Source organism: Paenibacillus zeisoli (assembly GCF_003994465.1).
GTDB classification, from domain to species: domain Bacteria; phylum Bacillota; class Bacilli; order Paenibacillales; family Paenibacillaceae; genus Fontibacillus; species Fontibacillus zeisoli.
On sequence record NZ_RZNX01000003.1, the window covers coordinates 389,054 to 404,366 of the forward strand.

The following is a 15,313-nucleotide window of genomic DNA, read 5'->3' on the forward strand; positions in this document are numbered from 1 at the left end:
TATTGGACGCGGGACCTATGTTAAAAGTTTCCTCAATAGGTAAAAATTTTTGCCCATATTACAATTATAGAATGATTGAGTAGAGAAAAGTAATTTATTTCCTGGAAAGACCTGACTATTTTCCCGATAATAACAATGTACATGGAATGAACTAAAAAATAGACGTTAGTTCAATCCATGTACATGGATTGAACCAAAGAAATATATTACAGAGTATGGGGGAAGTTTTTAAAATGAAGACCTATCGATTCACCAAGTGGTTGTTCGCCACAATTCTGATTGCCGTGCTGGCGTTCCCGTCGGTAAGTGCTGCTGCAGAAGTTAAGCCGCTGACGGACGACGTGTGCACGTTCCAGGTAGACACCCATGACCTGGTTGTCTCTAAAGATCCTTATAAAGTGGGCACAACTATCTACTACAAATGCGCAGATGGCATTCTATCCATTGATGTCGATTCCACTTCGGATAACCCTTCAGTGGTCACCACCGAGGACGGATTTGGCAGCATTGATGTATATGCGGAGGGTCCAGGCGATGCGAATGTAATTATCACGGTATATGGTTATGAACCTATCCGCATTCCTTTCCATGTCACAGAACCGCCGGTCAACCCAGCTATCCAGCAGATCAAGGATTACGCGGCTGCCCTGGATAAGCTTGTACCTTATGAGGATAAAGCTATTGATACGTCCAATAAGTACAGCTTCTTCACCAGCAAGAACCGCAAGGAATCGTATCTGGCTTATGCCAATACAGTTATTCCTAACTACACCAAGTTTGTCGCCGGGCTTAAAGCCATCAAGACCTCGAACACGGAGCTGGCAAGACTGAATGGACTGTATATCAAGGGCGCTTCCCTTCAACTTGAAGGGATGAATCTGGTGAAGAAGGCTCTCTATTCTACCAAAGTCGACTCCAAGCTGATCAAGCAGGCCAACGACAAGCTGACTGCGGGACGCAAATTAATCTCCCAGTTCAGCACAGGGCTCTCCGCTTATATGAACAAATTCAAATAGGATTCCAAAGAAAAGAGCTGTCCCAAAGTAGATATTTCTACAACGGGGCAGCTCTCTTGTATTTGGACAGGTGGGTTCAATTACAAAAAAAGCTCAGATTCCCATAAGGAACCTGAGCTTTTTCATATAGAAATAGCTTACTTACGTCCGTAATCCGCCTTAATCTCGCCCCATTCCTGGGTCTCCCACTTGAGCAGCCTGTTCTCATAGCTGTTCGTCTTCAGCCAGGCCACTGCACGGTCCACCAGTTCCCAGACCTCGCGGGTGGATTCACTCCGCGCGAGTGTTGTGGCGACCTGCTTCTCGCGGACCCATTTGAGCGCGGTTCTCGAATCGCTGTACACCGTCATCTTGCTGCCCTTCTGCTTCAAGTAGGCTAGCGAATGGACAATCGCTAGAAATTCGCCCAGATTGTTCGTCCCATTTGGAATGGGGCCCCGCTCAAAAATCACTTCACCTGTCCGCGTGCTCACTCCCCGGTACTCGATCGGGCCGGGATTGCCCTTGGTCCCCACATCCACAGATATGCTGTCATAATCGATGGCTTCCCGTGAGGCCGTACTACCTGCCGATCCAGGAGCTTTCTTCGTACTCCGGCTGTGGCTGCTTCCTCCCGCGGAGGAAGCAGACTTGCCCCAGTGCTTCTTCCAGCCTTCCCGGTAAGCCTTCTCGGCTTCTGCCTTGGAAGGGTAGGATTTATATTTGGCATCCTTGTAGGCATCCACCTGAGCCTTGCACTCCGCCCAAGTTGCGTATACCCCAGGGGTGGTGCCTTCCCATACCACATAATATTTTTGACTCGCCATAGCCTCTATTCTCTCTCCTTATTGTCCAATCTGCCAACGCGATCCTGCGAACTCTAGGTCCATGCCCAGAAGAACCCATCCCGGTCCCAGGCTACCCGGCCGCCATGCAGCTTGCGGAACGCCTTCTTCACTTCTTTGGACAGTGAAGCATTGCCGTTCTCATTTATAAAAACATACTGTTCCCCGAAATGATCTCTGACATATTTAATCGCTTCTTCTTGATGCAGGATGCCCCTTTGTCTGATCTCCTCGACCATCCACTGTGCCACCTGCTGCTCTGAGATTTCCACTCGCTTCCCAGCTCCTTAACTGATCTAGTCCTATACAGCATGGTATCCGATTTGGGGTCATCATTCAATAAATCACCCCTTTTCACATCAAAGGAAATACTCCGTTCTCTTGGGCGGGTGTCATTTCGGCTCATTTGTGAATAGGCTACATCATCAATATTATTGGAGGGTTCCTGTATGAGAAGAGACGTGAGTACCGGCCACACTGTTCAGACGGCGTATCCGCAGTATGTCCCAAATAGATATCCTGCCTATCGCTCCATTTACCCGTATTCTTACCCTAGTCCTTATCTTTACCCTTATCCAAAAGTATACCCGCCCTACCCTTATCCTTCATATCCTCCCTATCCTTTCTATCCGCCCTTTCCTCCCTATTTCGGCTATCCGTATCCCGGGTATTTCCCTGGCGGGGGATATCCCGGATATCACCATGGAGGCGGATTCGGACATCACGAGGATGAGCATCATCACGGGGGCGGACAGCACCATGGTAGAAATGAGGGCCCTGTGAATAAGCCCCGGGATTTCGAGATGAACCTTCAGTCCAAAGCCCAGTATGGCGGCAAATACGGGCTTGATGCTCATGCAGATGCCCAAATTGGCGGCGGCCAAGGGGTAGCCTTCGATGCGGCCGGAAACCTGGGCGGCGAGCATGGGGTTGGTGTACAGACCGCCGGGCACCTCGGCGGCGGCCAGGGAGCCGGGCTTAAGGCTGGCGGCCACCTGGGCGGCAGCAGTTACGGCCTGGGTGTCCATGCCGATACCAGCCTTGGCGGTGGTCAGGGCCTTCAGGTGGACACGGGAGCCAAGATTGGCGGCAGTCATGGGCTAGGGCTTCAAGGCGAAGGCCATATCGGCGCGCAAGGGATCGGTGCCCAGGCCAAGGGACACTTGGGCGGCAGCACCTATGGCATAGGCGCCCATGCCGGCGCTGACCTGAGCCTGAAGCAGGGCTTCGGCTTTGACGCCGGAGCCAATGTAGGCGGCAAGAACGGTATTGGCGCGCACGCCGGCGGCCACCTTGGCATTGGCAAGGGAGTCGGCTACGACGTGGGCGGCAAAGTCGGAGGTAATCATGGCGTAGGGATTCACAGTGATGCCCATATGGGCGGCGGCAAAGGGGTAGGTTTTGACATTGGGGGTAACCTCGGCAGCCATAATGGCCATCTGGGCGTTCAGTTTGGTGGCGAGAAAGAGAAAGAAAAGGAGAAGGAACAAGAGCAAGGTTAGGGAATTCCTATTCCAAGCACAGCATTTAGAGAAGTCGCCCGATAAGGGCGATTTCTTTGTGTTTTCTTTTCACAACGATCAGATCTTAGGTTTACAATTAACTTCCATTTTACTCCAGATAATTGAAATCTAGGCCAGCAGCTTTATTTTTGCAGCTTATTATTAACCTGAGTTCAATAAATTTACATTCTAATGACCTATTTATCTAAAATCTGTATCTCTTTTAATAAATCTCCATTATTATATGGGTGTACATGCAAGATTCATAGACTACTCAATGAGAGGGATGAAGAATTACGTGAACAAGGGACTACCAAAAAAACTTAGCAAAGTGATTACATCTTCCTTGGCTTTAAGCTTGCTTGCACTGCCTTTCCACGGTGTGCTTGCCTCTGCGGATGCCGCAGCCGCAGCAAATTCTCCATTAAAGCTCAGAATCATGGAGACGACGGATGTTCATACCAATCTGATGTCCTATGACTATTACAAGAGTGCTGCAGCGCCTACTGTAGGCCTGGCGAGAACCGCAACTCTTGTGAAGGAAGCCCGTAAGGAGCAGCCTAACACCCTGCTCGTCGATAACGGTGACTTAATTCAAGGTACGCCCCTGGGTACATATGAGGCGCTTGTGAACCCTGTTAAGCCGGATCAGACTCATGCCGTCTATAAAGCCATGAACCTGATGGGCTATGACGCCGCTACACTCGGCAACCACGAGTTCAACTATGGTCTTGATTTCCTGGATCAAGTGGTGAAGAAGGCGAATTTCCCTTACATCAACGCAAATGTCTACAAAGATGATAAAGACAGCAACCCTGATAATGACGTTAACCGTTTCAAGCCATATGAAATTATCACCAAGACTTACAAAGATGAAGCAGGTCAGGATCAGACCGTCAAGATCGGTGTGCTCGGTCTCGTGACTCCGCAGATTACGGAATGGGACAAGGCCAATCTCGAAGGCAAAGTCATTTCGAAGGATATCGTGGCTACTGCCGAGAAGTTCGTTCCCGAGATGAGAAAAGCGGGCGCCGATATCGTCATCGCGATGGCTCATACCGGCTTCAACAGCAAGGCGAAGCCTTACGTGAAAGACGAGGATGTCGTCCTTCCACTGAGTAAAGTGCCTGGCATCGATGCCATCACCTTCTCTCATACTCACAAGGTGTTCCCTGCCGCTTCCGACAAAGCCCTGGATGCTCTGTTCAAAGACTCGGCAGGCAATGTCCTCCCAGAAGTGGACAACACCAAGGGAACTATCAATGGCGTGCCTGCAGTTCAGGCCGGATATGGCGGAAGCAACCTAGGTATTATCGATTTGACTTTGGAGAAGAAAGACGGGGTATGGAAAGTAGCCTCTTCCCAATCCTCTACCAAAGCCATCTATGATGCTGCGAACAAGAAGTCTCTCGCAGAGCCTGATCAGGCCGTGGTGGATGCCATTACACCTGACCATGAAGCGACTATGACCTATGCGAACAGCCCGATCGGAACCACCACGGCTCCAATCCACAGCTATTTTGCACTCGTTCAGGACGACCCTTCGGTTCAAATCGTTACGAACGCGCAAAGAGACTACGTTGCTGACTATGTGAAGAAGAACCTGCCGGAGTATGCCAAGACACCAATTCTGTCCGTAGGAGCTCCATTCAAGGCAGGACGTAACGGCCCTGAAGAATTCACCGAAATCGCGAAAGGTCCTCTGGCCATTAAGAGCGCTGGCGACCTGTATTTGTATGACAATACCCTCAAGGCCATCCTGGTCAAAGGTTCTGTTGTTAAGGAGTGGCTGGAAATGTCCGCCGGCAAGTTCAACCAGATCGATCCTTCCAAGAAGGATGAACAGCCGCTTCTGAACCCGAGCTTCCAGGTGTATAACTTTGATGTGATTGACGGCGTGACATACCAGGTCGATGTCACCAAGCCGGCGAAGTACAACATCGACGGTACGGTGAATGATGCGAACAGCAGCCGGATCGTGAACCTGCAGTACCAAGGCAAGCCTGTGGATCCGAACCAGGACTTCATCGTGGCTACCAATAACTACCGCGCAAGCGGCGGCGGTAACTTCCCTGGCGTCAAAGGAAGCAAGTACATCATCGACAGCCCGGATGAGAACCGTCAAATTCTGATGAACTACATTTCCGCCAACAAAGAGATCAATCCTACAGCGGACAACAACTGGTCTATTGCACCGATTAATCCGGATGTTAATGTGACCTTCACTTCGTCTCCAAAAGCCGAGCAGTACGCGAAGCTGACGAACAACATTCAGTATACGAACAAGACCGATGACAAAGGCTTCGGCATCTTCAAGCTGGATCTGAGCAAGGCAGTCGCTCCGGTTCCAACACCGGAACAACCGGGTACACCAACTCCTGAAGCCCCAATTTTCAAGGATGTTCCTGCCGCACACTGGGCCTTCACTTATATCCGTGACCTGGTCTCCAAACAGATTGTGACAGGTAAGACAGCATCGACCTTTGACCCGAACGCTTCCGTAACCCGTGCAGAGTTCGCCAACCTGCTGGTGAAGGCGCTGAACCTGAAGGCAAAGGGCAAATCCACATTTAAGGATGTATCCGACAAGAGCTGGTTCGCAGGCGCTGTCATTGCCGCTTACGAGAACGGGCTCATTAATGGAACTAGCAAATCTACCTTTGAACCGAATAAGCCGGTAACACGCGAAGAGATGGCTGTCATGGCGAAGCATGCACTGGATATTAAAGCCGGTGAGAAACTCAAAGTCAGCACCGAAGCAAAGTTTGCGGACAGTGCCAAAGTGAGCGCATGGTCCAAAGCTGAAATCAACGTCGTTGTGGACCGTGGCCTAATGAACGGCCGCAGTGGTGGCAAATTCGAGCCTGCGGCAACTTCAAACCGCGCAGAAGCAGCGAAGGTAGTAGATACGCTGATCACGAACATTTCTGTACAGCTGCTTGGCATTAATGACTTCCACGGCCAGCTGGACTACAAGAAAGATTACAAGGATGCCACAGGCAAAGTGACCTCCACCGTTGGGGGAGCGGACTATCTCGCAGCTTACCTGAAGCAGTACAAAGCAAAGAACCCGAACACCCTGCTTGTTCATGCAGGCGATGCGGTTGGCGCAAGTTCCCCTGTGTCCGCTCTGCTGCAGGACGAGCCGACCATTGATTTCCTTAACCGTCTCGGCTTCGCGGTGGGAACCGTAGGTAACCACGAATTTGACAAGGGTACGGCAGAAGCACTCCGTCTGATTCATGGCGGCAAGAACCCGAAAGACGGACATGACTTTGCGGGTGCCAACTTCCCTTACGTGGTGGCGAACGTCCTTGATGCGGACGGCAAACCGTTCCTCCCGGCGTACACCGTTAAGGAAGTGGGCGGCGTGAAAATCGGGTTTATCGGGGTGGTTACGAACACCACACCTACTATCGTCAGCCCGGCCGGTATCAAGGGCCTTACCTTCACAGATCAGACTACAGCCGTGAACAAAGCCGTAGCTGAACTTAAGGCACAAGGCATCAAATCGATCGTCATTCTGGCTCACGATCCATTCGCCGGCTCCAAGGACGCGCCGACTGGTGAAGTCGTAGACCTGGCGAACGGCGTAGATGATGAGGTCGATGTGATTCTTGGAGGCCATGACCATGGCGGTCTGAATGCTGTGGTTGACGGCAAGCTGATCGTAGAAGCTTATTCTTACGGTGTTGCTTTCTCTGATCTAGATCTAGAAATTGACCGTGCCTCCCAGAATATTATCAGCAAGAAAGCAGCTATTGTGGATACGAAGCATGAAGGGATCACACCGGATGCGGAAATCACCAAGATGGTCAGTGACTATCTAGCGAAGAATGCTCCAGTAATGAACGCTGCTGTAGGCAAGACTGCGGCTGCAATTACCCGTACAGCCAATGCGTCCGGCGAGTCAGCTCTCGGCAATCTGATTGCGGACAGCATGCGCGAGACGATGAAGGCCGACTTCGGGTTCATGAACTCCGGCGGTATCCGTAATGACCTGCCGCAGGGCAATATCACTTATGGCAACATGTTCGGGGTAGAACCTTTCGGTAATGCGTTGGTGAAGCTGACCTTGACCGGAGCACAGATCAAGGAGCTGCTTAACCAGCAATGGAACGGTACGACTATCCGTATTGGTCAAGTCTCCGGCTTAACTTACAAATACGATAGCAGCAAGCCGGATGGCTCCAAGATTACCGAGATTAAGAAAGCCGATGGTACACCCATCGATGACGCGGCTAACTATACAATCGCGGTGAATGACTTCATGGCTTCAGGCGGAGATGGCTACACGGTTCTGACTAAAGGCACGAACCGTGAAGCGGGCGCCGTGGATCTTGATGCATTTATTGATTATGTAAAAACAAAATTCGCTGGCAAAGACATTGATGCGAAGATTGAGAACCGCATTACGAAAGTGAACTAATCTTATATCTAATAAGCGAACCCCTCCGAATGTCCGGAAGGGGTTCTTCATTTTATGACAAAAATGTGCATGAAAGGAATTTCCTTGCGTACAAACAAATGAAACCGCTTGCTTAAATCCAACCTTATTTAACCGTGGGACAAGCGGTTTAATGCGGATGAAAAAGTGTTTACAAGGATGTTAGAGGGGAGTAATATAAGCATCGGTTTCAATTTCCAAATCGCTGAAACTTGCAAAGTACGGGGGAACCGTTCAAGCGGATTGCCGCAGCAATCCAGGGGTGAATCCTTTCCAAGGTAGGGCTACTCAAGGGCCCGAATCCGACAGCTAACTCCGTAAGCGTTATTTGAGAAGGAAGGTGGAGCTTAAGAGAAGTGAAAATATCCATGTGCCCACAGTATTTAAGATTAGGCTGGTGGGCATTTTATACTTCGTACGGTGTACTTGAGTTGTTAAAATTATTGACGTAAATGGTGGTGAAAAGATTGTCAGCTCTCAAAAGATTCCTAATTGGTCGCCCGCTTAAATCCAATGAGCTTGGCGAACAAAAGCTTAATAAAACCAAAGCCCTAGCAATCCTTTCATCCGATGCACTATCGTCCGTAGCCTACGGTCCTGAACAGATCTTGATTGTTCTGGTTACCCTTAGTGCGGCGGCCTTCTGGTATTCTATCCCGATTGCGGTGGGTGTGCTGGTACTGCTCTCCGCACTTATTTTATCTTATCGGCAGATCATCTTTGCTTACCCGCACGGCGGCGGAGCTTATGTCGTCTCCAAAGAGAACCTCGGCATGAATTACGGCCTGGTTGCCGGAGGCTCCCTGCTGGTCGACTACATCCTGACCGTTGCGGTGAGTGTGTCGGCGGGTACGGATGCCATCACCTCTGCTTTTCCAAGCCTGCATCCCTATACCGTGGTAATTGCCATCGTATTCGTGTTACTCATTACGACCTTGAACCTTCGAGGGGTGACGGAGTCCGCTTCCATTCTGGCCTATCCGGTGTATCTGTTCGTTCTGGCTCTGTTCATTCTGATTGGAGTAGGGATCTACAACATTCTGACCGGCCACGTATCTCCTGAGCTGCATACCCCTGTGGGTACGCCTGTAGCGGGGATTAGCCTGTTCCTGCTTCTCAAGGCGTTTGCTTCCGGGAGTTCGGCGCTCACCGGTGTAGAAGCGATCTCCAACGCGATTCCGAACTTCAAGGACCCAGCCCCAAATAACGCCTCCAAGACCTTAATGGCGATGGGGACACTGCTTGCCTTGCTGTTCACCGGGATCGTGTTCATGGCTTACTACTACGGGGTTGCGCCTCAGGCCAAGGTCACTGTCGTCTCGCAAATTGCCGAACAGACCTTTGGACGGAATTTCATGTACTACTTCATTCAGGGGACGACCGCTTTAATCTTGATTCTCGCTGCCAACACGGGGTATTCCGCATTCCCGCTGCTGGCTGTCAATCTGGCGAAGGATAAGTTCATTCCCAGAATGTTCACGGTTCGCGGAGACCGATTGGGGTATTCTAACGGTATTATTATTCTCGGAGTCTGCTCCATCCTGTTGATCCTGGTGTTTAAAGGTCAGACAGAGCACCTGATTCCGCTGTATGCTGTGGGCGTGTTCATCCCGTTCACCCTGTCCCAGACCGGCATGATCTTCAAATGGGTTCGGGAGAAGCCGAGCGGCTGGATGCCCAAACTCATCATCAACAGCATCGGTGCCTTGATCAGCTTGATCGTTACCATTATGTTCTTCCTGACCAAATTCGCGCAGGTATGGCCTGTATTGATCTTCCTGCCCATTATCATCTATATCTTCTACCGGATCAAAAAGCATTATCTAGCCGTGGGAGACCAGCTGCGTCTTACAACCTGTGAGCCTGCCATGCCCATTGAAGGCAACGTCATCATCGTTCCGGTTGCGGGGATCACGCACGTAGTTGAGAACTCACTGAACTATGCCAAGTCGCTTAACCCGCATCAAGTCATTGCGGTATATGTGCCTTTTGAAAGGCAGGAAGAGAACGATTTTGAAGCCAAATGGATGAAGTGGCAGCCTGATGTCAGACTGGTCACATTGTACTCGCCTTACCGCAGTATCATCCAGCCGCTTCTCAAATTTGTGGACACGGTCCAGCGTAAGGCAAGCGAATCGAATTATCAGGTCACCGTGGTAATTCCCCAGTTCATCCCTAAGAAGGGCTGGCACAACATCCTCCACAATCAGTCCGGCCTTGTGATTCGCACCAAGCTGCTGTACCGGAGAAAAGTCATTGTAACTACAGTTCCATATCATCTAACCAAATAAAAGCACAAAGGGGTAGCCCCGGCAGCCAAATTATCGGCATGCCGGAACTACCCCTTTAAGTCTTAATCTATTTTTTAAAATAACTGTAACTTGTGCCTCATTCGTTCTAACTCTATCTAATGGCTCCGGTCTCTTTAGGCACTGCCCTCTGGTACAGTCAGCGTCCTTTTCTGATCCCATTCTTCAACCAGATGCGCAGGATACTCATAGACTTGCGGATCCTTCTCGCATACGCGAATCCAGGCCATCACACAATCCGCATCGAAATGAGTTCCCTGATCCCGGGTAATCAGCTTCATCGCTTCTTCGTGGGTCCAGGCCTTCCGGTAGGCTCTGGTTGAGGTTAACGCATCATATACATCGGCTACAGCTACGATTCTGGCCAACAAGGGAATCTCTTCCCCTTTCAACTGGTCCGGATATCCGGTGCCATCCCACTTCTCATGATGGTAACGGATAATATCCAGCTCATCCTTCATAAATCCAAGCGTACGGCACATCTCATAGCCTTTGACCGGGTGGAGCTCTATAATCTCCCTCTCCTCCGGTGTCAGACGCCCCGGCTTGTTCAGGACTTCATTGGGAACATGGATCTTGCCGACATCATGGATAATGGTCCCTTGGGAAATCGCCCGCAGCTCCTCGGGTGACAGCTTCATCTCCTCGCCAAGCTTCATCGCATACATCGTAACTCTAAAGTTATGTCCAGCCGTATACAAGTCCTTCTCTTCGGTTGCATGAATCAAGTTCCTCACACTGGGAGACAGGCAGCTCGTAATCCGCTCCATCGGATCTGTCGAGTAAAGCCCCTTGAAGGTCATATTCCATGAAGGGTTGGAAGCATACTGGCGAAGCAGTCCCGTGATCATCACAATCATTGAAGCCAGGAGGAGGAAGTGATACATCCACCAGCTAACACGCCACAACTCCCCTGCCGACATAATATACTGGGCTACTATAAGCCAGCAGCAGCTGTAGATGATTGCTTTCTGCAACGGGAACCGGGAATAACGGTAGGATTGGAAATATCGGTATATCGTAATCAGGTTCATGACCGCCACAAGACAGGCAACCGGCCACTTCAAAGGGTTCTGATCCAGCGGAATGAGATTCATTAGATGCGGATTCATAATGCTTACGATGCTGAGAACTACAATAATAACCAACCATACCGGGATCAGCCGGCCCTGCAGCCCGGACAACCTTACAATAAGCGCTGAATCGGATGACATCGAAGACAACCACAACCAGAAAGTCGCAAGCAGCGTGCTCGCCTGTGCTGCAACTCCAGGCAGATGTGAAGCATGCATCATGAGATTAGGGGTGGACAGTCCATGGACCGTGAATATTTCACCTAACGAAATGAAGGCCAATGCGAGAAAGCTGACCTTTATATTTCTTACGCGATGTCCCGCGATTCCTACAGCTATAGCTACCATCATGGACAGCATAGCGACCGAGCTGACCACATAGAAATGTCCTTTGAGTGCAACCATGGGGACATCCCATGAAGGATGTGTCCTGAGAATCTCAAATAGTACGAAAGGCACGATTACAGCCATAACAGGACCGACAACATCACGCAATTTCATCAAAAATATCCCCTTCAACAAAACTAATAGGCATTTAGCCTCAAGCCCCTACAGTGTAACACAAAATAAGACGGTAGAATATTCATGCCTTGCATAAATTTCTCTTAGATTTCGATAAGGAATCTCTCCTGAAGCGCTTGTCTGCCCTCATCCGTAACTCGAATAGCCCTCGTGTCAGGTAAACGCTCAATCCACTGCAGCTCAATCATTTTATGTAAAAGGGCTTCACCCAGCGATCCCGCCAAATGATGCTGCCTTTCACTCCAATCCAGGCATTTATGGGAAAAGGAACGCCTTCTCCGCTTAACTTCAGCCACATCAATCTGCAGGCGGCTGAAGAAATTCTCACCTTCCTCCGTTAATTTGAATTGATTCTGACCCTGATCTGCTTCAAGTACACCAAGATTCAGCAGTGAACTCGCGATTTGTACACCCAGCTTCCCTGCAATGTGGTCATAACAAGTTCTGGCCATTCGGATTCGCTCATCTTGCTGAGCTTGTCTCAGCGATCTTATCTCCCCGGGCCTAGAGATCGATAGTAAAGATTCCATCACCTGGGCGACCTGCTGATCAGGTATGCCGTAATACCGGTGTCTTCCTTGTTTGGTAACGGAGATCACACCAGCCTCAACCATTTTGGCGAGATGAAAGCTGGCTGTCTGCGGCTTAATGCCTGCCATATAAGCTAGATCGCCCGCTGGATGCAGCCTTCCGTCAAGCAATGCGGTTAATATGGCAGCACGAGTAGGTTCGCTTGCAAGTGAGGCTACCAGAGCAACGCTGCTGCTCATCTCCATATTCATTTTCATTTTCACTCCATCAACTCCCCCAAACGTTATACGTTCCATTCCGTTCGATCAGGTATGTAATCCATATTTCGATGATAATTGAAATGTCTATATTCTACAATAAAGGGGGAACTTGCAATGGGAGGAGATTATCATGAAGACAATAACCATTAACCCGAGTATTCTGTACTACGGCACTCCGGTTATTCTGCTAAATACCTTGAACGAGGATAGAAGCGTGAATATTAGTCCAATCTCTTCATCATGGGCACTGGGCTACAGTATCGTATTAGGTCTTGGTGTCAGTGGAAAAGCTTTCGAGAACCTGCAGAAACACCCTGAATGCGTAATTAACGTTCCAGGGCCTTCGCTGTGGGAACATGTTGAGCGGTTGGCTCCATTTACGGGGAAGGAAAGCGTGCCACAAGACAAGAAAGATATGGGGTTTACATATGAGAAGGATAAGTATTCCGCGAGCGGGTTAACTCCGGTTCAGTCCCTATCGGTCCAGCCGGATCGAATAGCGGAGTGCCCTATACAGCTTGAAGCAAAGGTCAAGCATATTCGTGTTCCCGATGATCAGCCCATCTTCGCCATAGTAGAAACTGAGGTTCTCCAGGTTCATGTGCACGAAGAGATTATCTTGGAGCAGAATTATATTGATCCGAACAAATGGAGTCCTTTGATCTACAATTTCCGGCACTATTTCGGTCTCGGGCAGCCTCTCGGGAAGTCATTCCGGGCAAAGGTATAATGAGAGCTTGAGTAAAGCTTCATAACAATCACATAGAAAAAGACAAACCTGACCTCTCCCTCTACCGGGTAAGATCAGGTTTGCCTCTTCATGGACTGTGAGGATGTTGACAGATCAAGCATAGTATTCTTGAAGTAGTGCGCGGGTCTCTTCGGCGCCATCCTGCTCTTCGAGATTAAGCAATCCTTTGGCTGCCCAACACTCCTGACAAGCAGCTTCTGTAGTACATAAATGTGCATCCTCACAGGTATAGCAGAACTGCATAAGGTTTCTGGTTACTACTTCTTGGTCTACTGTTCTCATCTTAATCACTCCTTATCTTCTTTACGAGTTAAATATATCACACCCCTCACCCCTATATTGTGATTTATTTCACAATATGACAAGAATCACATTTTTTCTTACCACCTGATTCGTGAGATTAGATCAAGCCAGTGATCCCGCTCATCTTCATGCACCTTCCATCCGGAAATTTCCTGCTTAATTTGAGCGAGATTTACGTAGCCCTTCGCTAATCCGTTCAAGCGGGCTGCAAGGGTTGAATTCACCAACTCTTGATGGGACGGGTAGATGGAGCTAAGCTTCTCCACCGCATCTGGATAGCGGTGAAGGTAATATTTCTGGTGCCGCTCCTCAGCCGGGTAGAATGCAGTAAAAGGCGAAATCTCCGTTTCAGGCTTCACTTTTCCTGCCCGTTCTCGTTCCCTGATTACCTGCTCCGCCTGACCCCTCTGCTGCACATTATGATACAGCACCATTGATCTGTATTGCCGCCCTTTATAATCGTTGATATTAACCGGGTTATGGTTGTTCCAGAAAATACGCAGGACTTCTTCAAAGCTGAGAATCTCCGGGTCAAAGTCCAATTGGACCATTTCGGAATGATCGCCCATATCTCGGTAAGAGGGCTGCGCTGTTGTTCCTCCGGCATAGCCCGTTTGAGTTCTAATCACGCCAGGCAGGCTGCCGAATAATGCATCAGGGCTCCAGAAACAGCCCATGCCGAGCGTCGCAGTCTCTAAAAGCTTTGTTGGATTAGAAGACATCGTGATCCCTCCTGCGAATAAAATATCATGACTTACCCCGCCATTCTGCCCTAGAATAATTCAGAATGGCTCCCTCTGATCACTACACTCCAAGCTCTTCCCTAGCCTCCTCCTTCCTTCGCTCTGTACACATTCGGGGATATCCCGAATTTGGCCCGAAATACGCGGTGGAAATAGGAGTAGCTGGAGAACCCGCACGTCTCTGCGATGTTCTCCAGGGTCATCGAGCTGTATTTCATCCGCTCCAGAGCGGCATTGAGTCTGATCTCGGTCGCATAGCCGATCATGGTCATTCCGTAATAGTCTTTGAAGAGACGCACGGAGCGGGACAGACTAAGTCCGGCATATTTAGCCGCCTCTTCCAGCTTGAAGGTCACTGTCGCATGCTCTTCGATGAACCGCTTCAGTCTTAGAGCAGCAAATCCTGTCCGGTTGGACTGCGTATTCTCCGCAATGGCCCGGTCGATGTACAAGCATAACCCTTTTAGCAAATAATCCATGATCTCGCTGCTCTCCTCCAGCGGCCCCCGCCGCTTCTCGATCAGCAGGTTCTGCCACAGCCGAAGCAGCTTCTCATCCACTCCGATATTGTGAACGACAGGTCTGGTAGTGCGGCTCCACCATTCATCAATCCATGTGCCCTCACAAAAAATATAATAGTCCCCGCTGGACATCCGGCCGCTATGATCGGTGTCAATCACCTCAAGGGCATAGTCCTCCCCGGGTTTAAGCAGTATCAGATCTCCGGTCTGTACGTTATACTCCCTCCCGCGGCAGTATACCTTGCAGGAGCCTTCCGTCTGCAGTCTGAACAGATAATTGGTTAATCCAGCACGATGGTTCTGTACAAAAGGCTTGGAGTGATAAGAATAATCGCAAATGAGCAAGCTTGTCCCCATATGGTTTGTGGTCCTCCCTATGGAATGAACTTCCAAAATAAACGTTAAGCACGGTTATGCAATCCCTAGTTCAATCCATATCATATAAAATGTAATCAAATAGTTCAGGTTATGCGTAGATTGTGTATGTTCATTTTAGCTCATTTTCATTTAT

At 49.6% G+C, this 15,313-nt stretch carries 12 protein-coding genes and 1 riboswitch; of the genes, 5 read left to right on the forward strand and 7 right to left on the reverse strand.

What is annotated here, in order from left to right:
- The first annotated feature begins 233 nt into the window (after positions 1-233).
- Positions 234-1,016: a hypothetical protein gene (locus EJP77_RS10730; protein WP_127199230.1), complete on the forward strand. Its 783-nt coding sequence runs from the start codon at positions 234-236 to the stop codon at positions 1,014-1,016.
- A gap of 137 nt (positions 1,017-1,153) precedes the next feature.
- On the opposite strand, the gene rnhA is transcribed toward EJP77_RS10730, so the two are convergent.
- Both rnhA and EJP77_RS10740 read right to left on the reverse strand, forming a co-directional pair.
- Positions 1,154-1,822 carry a ribonuclease H gene (gene rnhA, locus EJP77_RS10735; RefSeq protein WP_127199231.1) on the reverse strand — a complete coding sequence of 223 codons (669 nt, stop codon included), beginning with the start codon at positions 1,820-1,822 and terminating at the stop codon, positions 1,154-1,156.
- A gap of 53 nt (positions 1,823-1,875) precedes the next feature.
- Positions 1,876-2,112 carry a DUF6953 family protein gene (locus tag EJP77_RS10740; RefSeq protein WP_127199232.1) on the reverse strand — a complete coding sequence of 79 codons (237 nt, stop codon included), beginning with the start codon at positions 2,110-2,112 and terminating at the stop codon, positions 1,876-1,878.
- 177 nt (positions 2,113-2,289) lie between these two features.
- Here EJP77_RS10740 and EJP77_RS20655 point away from each other — a divergent pair, with 177 nt between their 5' ends.
- The 3 genes from EJP77_RS20655 (at position 2,290) to EJP77_RS10755 (ending at position 10,080) form a co-directional block, all read left to right on the forward strand.
- Positions 2,290-3,342: a hypothetical protein gene (locus tag EJP77_RS20655; RefSeq protein WP_185897311.1), complete on the forward strand. Its 1,053-nt coding sequence runs from the start codon at positions 2,290-2,292 to the stop codon at positions 3,340-3,342.
- A gap of 298 nt (positions 3,343-3,640) precedes the next feature.
- Positions 3,641-7,771: a bifunctional 2',3'-cyclic-nucleotide 2'-phosphodiesterase/3'-nucleotidase gene (locus EJP77_RS10750; protein WP_425464234.1), complete on the forward strand. Its 4,131-nt coding sequence runs from the start codon at positions 3,641-3,643 to the stop codon at positions 7,769-7,771.
- A gap of 211 nt (positions 7,772-7,982) precedes the next feature.
- Positions 7,983-8,129, forward strand: a riboswitch (cyclic di-AMP (ydaO/yuaA leader).
- 112 nt (positions 8,130-8,241) lie between these two features.
- Complete coding sequence (locus tag EJP77_RS10755) at positions 8,242-10,080, forward strand: APC family permease (RefSeq protein ID WP_127199234.1); 1,839 nt, start codon at positions 8,242-8,244, stop codon at positions 10,078-10,080.
- A gap of 134 nt (positions 10,081-10,214) precedes the next feature.
- Here EJP77_RS10755 and EJP77_RS10760 read toward each other — a convergent pair whose 3' ends face one another.
- Positions 10,215-11,672 (reverse strand): HD-GYP domain-containing protein, encoded by a 1,458-nt coding sequence (locus EJP77_RS10760; protein ID WP_127199235.1) that lies wholly within the window; start codon positions 11,670-11,672, stop codon positions 10,215-10,217.
- A gap of 104 nt (positions 11,673-11,776) precedes the next feature.
- Positions 11,777-12,469 carry an ArsR/SmtB family transcription factor gene (locus tag EJP77_RS10765; RefSeq protein ID WP_127199368.1) on the reverse strand — a complete coding sequence of 231 codons (693 nt, stop codon included), beginning with the start codon at positions 12,467-12,469 and terminating at the stop codon, positions 11,777-11,779.
- 145 nt (positions 12,470-12,614) lie between these two features.
- On the opposite strand from EJP77_RS10765, the gene EJP77_RS10770 reads away from it, so the two are divergent.
- Positions 12,615-13,214 carry a flavin reductase family protein gene (locus EJP77_RS10770; protein WP_127199236.1) on the forward strand — a complete coding sequence of 200 codons (600 nt, stop codon included), beginning with the start codon at positions 12,615-12,617 and terminating at the stop codon, positions 13,212-13,214.
- A 114-nt stretch (positions 13,215-13,328) separates the two neighbouring features.
- On the opposite strand, the gene EJP77_RS10775 is transcribed toward EJP77_RS10770, so the two are convergent.
- The 3 genes from EJP77_RS10775 to EJP77_RS10785 form a co-directional block, all read right to left on the reverse strand.
- The gene (locus tag EJP77_RS10775; protein ID WP_127199237.1) at positions 13,329-13,517 is read right to left on the reverse strand and encodes a hypothetical protein; all 189 of its coding nucleotides are present in this window, start codon (positions 13,515-13,517) and stop codon (positions 13,329-13,331) included.
- Between the two features lie 98 nt (positions 13,518-13,615).
- Positions 13,616-14,260 (reverse strand): peptide-methionine (S)-S-oxide reductase MsrA, encoded by a 645-nt coding sequence (msrA, locus tag EJP77_RS10780; RefSeq protein ID WP_127199238.1) that lies wholly within the window; start codon positions 14,258-14,260, stop codon positions 13,616-13,618.
- A 101-nt stretch (positions 14,261-14,361) separates the two neighbouring features.
- Complete coding sequence (locus EJP77_RS10785) at positions 14,362-15,159, reverse strand: helix-turn-helix domain-containing protein (protein WP_127199239.1); 798 nt, start codon at positions 15,157-15,159, stop codon at positions 14,362-14,364.
- Between the last annotated feature and the right edge of the window lie 154 nt (positions 15,160-15,313).

What these genes read in the sequence shown, in the direction of transcription:
- EJP77_RS10730 (WP_127199230.1), top strand. Translation starts at nt 234, where the DNA reads ATGAAGACCTATCGATTCACCAAGTGGTTGTTCGCCACAATTCTGATT.
- rnhA (WP_127199231.1), bottom strand. Translation starts at nt 1,822, where the DNA reads ATGGCGAGTCAAAAATATTATGTGGTATGGGAAGGCACCACCCCTGGG.
- EJP77_RS20655 (WP_185897311.1), top strand. Translation starts at nt 2,290, where the DNA reads ATGAGAAGAGACGTGAGTACCGGCCACACTGTTCAGACGGCGTATCCG.
- EJP77_RS10755 (WP_127199234.1), top strand. Translation starts at nt 8,242, where the DNA reads ATGGTGGTGAAAAGATTGTCAGCTCTCAAAAGATTCCTAATTGGTCGC.
- EJP77_RS10760 (WP_127199235.1), bottom strand. Translation starts at nt 11,672, where the DNA reads ATGAAATTGCGTGATGTTGTCGGTCCTGTTATGGCTGTAATCGTGCCT.
- EJP77_RS10765 (WP_127199368.1), bottom strand. Translation starts at nt 12,469, where the DNA reads ATGGAGATGAGCAGCAGCGTTGCTCTGGTAGCCTCACTTGCAAGCGAA.
- EJP77_RS10770 (WP_127199236.1), top strand. Translation starts at nt 12,615, where the DNA reads ATGAAGACAATAACCATTAACCCGAGTATTCTGTACTACGGCACTCCG.
- EJP77_RS10775 (WP_127199237.1), bottom strand. Translation starts at nt 13,517, where the DNA reads ATGAGAACAGTAGACCAAGAAGTAGTAACCAGAAACCTTATGCAGTTC.
- msrA (WP_127199238.1), bottom strand. Translation starts at nt 14,260, where the DNA reads ATGTCTTCTAATCCAACAAAGCTTTTAGAGACTGCGACGCTCGGCATG.
- EJP77_RS10785 (WP_127199239.1), bottom strand. Translation starts at nt 15,159, where the DNA reads ATGGGGACAAGCTTGCTCATTTGCGATTATTCTTATCACTCCAAGCCT.